3 protein-coding genes are annotated in these 2453 nt (G+C 60.1%); all 3 read right to left on the bottom strand.

Features of this window, described 5'->3' with window-relative positions:
• On the bottom strand, nt 1-477 hold a 477-nt coding region (locus WBP53_RS12145), incomplete at its 3' end, for a glutamate--tRNA ligase (protein ID WP_423929283.1).
• A 127-nt stretch (nt 478-604) separates the two neighbouring features.
• Nucleotides 605-2098: a PA domain-containing protein gene (locus WBP53_RS12140; protein ID WP_423929281.1), complete on the bottom strand. Its 1494-nt coding sequence runs from the start codon at nt 2096-2098 to the stop codon at nt 605-607.
• Nucleotides 2091-2453 (bottom strand): hypothetical protein (locus WBP53_RS12135; RefSeq protein ID WP_423929279.1); only part of this gene is annotated, 363 nt, incomplete at its 5' end. The genes WBP53_RS12135 and WBP53_RS12140, both read right to left, overlap by 8 nt.

Raw genomic sequence — 2453 nt, 5'->3', positions numbered from 1 at the left:
GCGTCCCTTGACCTTGTCATCGAAGACAACGCTGCCCGAACTCGGATTCTTGAAACGGATAACCCGGTTGGGATCGTCTCGAAGGGGTTCGTTGCGATCGCGGTAGTAACCGTTGTAGCGAGGCTTGAGCCCCTTTTCCATGGCCTCGGCGCGCATCGCCTCGATCTCTTCCTTCGACTCATAGGCATAGTAGGCCTTGCCGGCCTTGAGCATGTCCTCGACGACCTGCTTGTAACGATCCATGCGCAAGGTCTGGTAGAACGGCCCCTCGTCATGATCGAGGCCGAGCCAGCTCATGCCATCGAGAATGGCCTGGACAGCTTCCTGGGTGGAACGCTCGCGATCCGTGTCTTCGATGCGGAGTACGAATTCGCCGCCGCGATGGCGCGCCTCGAGCCAGCAGTAAAGTGCGGTGCGCGCGCCACCGATATGCAGAAAGCCGGTGGGACTGGGAGCGAAACGGGTTCTGACGGTCATTGCAGGGTTCGGTCGGGCAGAAAGACCGGAAAGCGTAGCAGATCGGCGCTTTCCTGCCTTCGGCCAGGTACAGCCAAGGGCAAGTGCCACATCCCTGTGGCAGACCTTGCTCCTTGAAACTCAGGGATCAGTCGAAACCGTTGCGGAAAAGCCGGTCGTCGGGAAGGATCGTCCAGCCGATATCCCGCAACTGCTCGGGCGTCATGTCAATGCGGTCAAACAGCGAGGGGGAGATTTCGGCCTGCATCAGCAACGGCCCGCCGGTATCGGAGGTGAAATGGCTTATCGAGGAGCCCTGGGAGATTTGCGCCGGAGCGTGCATCCTCATGAAACCAGTCTGGATTCCGAGCATGCCGCTGCCAGGTATCGATTCGACGGTCACGGTCACATTTGGCGCGCCTGCCAGCTGGCCAAGCAGGTCGAGTCCGGTCTGGTAAGCGACGGTGGCCGAGGGAATGCGGATGGTGAAATCAAATCCGGAAGCGATGGGCAACGGATCTGCTGGCGTTTCGGCGCGATTGTTCAGAACAAGAACCGCTATCGCGCCCGCCTGCTCTGCATTTTTCGTCTTGACACCAAATCCGCAAGTGCCCCGTTTGACCACGGCAATGCGCCCCTGCACTTGCGCCGCGTTGAGCAAGCTTGCGCAGCCCTCGTCCGGATTGGCCGAGCCATCGTTGACCACGGTGGCCATTGCGCTGAGACCGGTGCTCGGCAGCAAAGGACCGTAAAACGCCTGTAGAACCTCTCCGGTTTGTGCGGCCGCGCCGATGCGCAGACGCACGGGCTGGCGCAGGTAGGTCGACTTTGCAGCATCAACGGCCGCTCCTTTCCAGATCACGTTTGGATCGTTGCCTGCCGAGACCAGCACCTCGCTGTCGCTCATCAGATTCCAGAATTTTCCAATGGTGTTGTCGAAAACCTTGAGATCGAAGGTGTAGTAATAGGGCGGAAATCCGGAGCCATTTTGCAGATTGTGGTTCTGCACGAAACCCAGGCCATGGGCCATTTCATGCAGCACCAGCGGCAGCAACGGATATTTGCTGGCGGCGGCGGGCGGCGCGATATCCGGATTGGTGCCGTACCAGTATCCGGTGTTGCCGGTCAGGCAGCCCGGCTGGCTATCGATCAGCGGATTGATTTGAAGGAACGCCTCTGGCGTACTCGGATCTGCCACGCTGCCAAGAATCGCATTGCGCAATGCGGCCGGATAAATAACCGGGTGCGGCGGGTCCGGAGGCAAGTTGGCGGTGTAATAGGCAGCCGGCCCGCCATATGCGAGATAGACGAAATCGCCAGGATTCTGAGCACAGGAGAACGAGCCCGCGAACTGCACGCTGACCCGTATCGGTACACTGCTGGCCAGGCGCTGCCCCCAAATCGAGGCGGCACGCTGAACAAGATTCATGCGTTGCTGGCCAAGTGTCGTGCCGTTGTTGCCGCCTGCCGGGGCCACTACGGTGTTGTCATTGAGACCCACGCCCGGCTGGTCGGCATTGACGATGACGACGGTAGCCGCCAATGCCTGGGCCCATCCCATTGCGAGCAAAAGCAACAGCACGGCGGAAGCGGGCGAGGAGGCGCACGCACGATGTCTGTCTGATCGGCTGGCGCTATTCATAGCGAATCCTGCTATTGCGCGGGTCAATGGCATCGCGCATCTGCAGGGGCGCCAGGGAGTCAGCGGGATCCGCGCAAAGTGCACGCGGATGACCCTCGGCATCTACCGTCATCGCCACACCGCTGACGACGGATTGAGTACCGTAGACAAGGCCCGTGACTGGATCAATATCAGCTGAGCGCGTCGACTGAGCGGCATTTCGAAGTTCCGTGGCTGAAGTCTGCTCGGCCAAGGCGCTTGTCGCCGGCGCGATCATCAGCCCAAGAGTGATGCAGATTCCCCAATGCAACCCGCACTGGGCGAATTGCTTGTTCAGGTTTCGAATCGTGAAAGACATAGGTCTGCCCCCATCATG

The sequence above is a fragment of the Dokdonella sp. genome (genome assembly GCF_049593775.1).
Classification (GTDB): Bacteria; Pseudomonadota; Gammaproteobacteria; order Xanthomonadales; family Rhodanobacteraceae; genus Dokdonella.
This window is presented reverse-complemented; position numbering and strand designations above follow the sequence as displayed.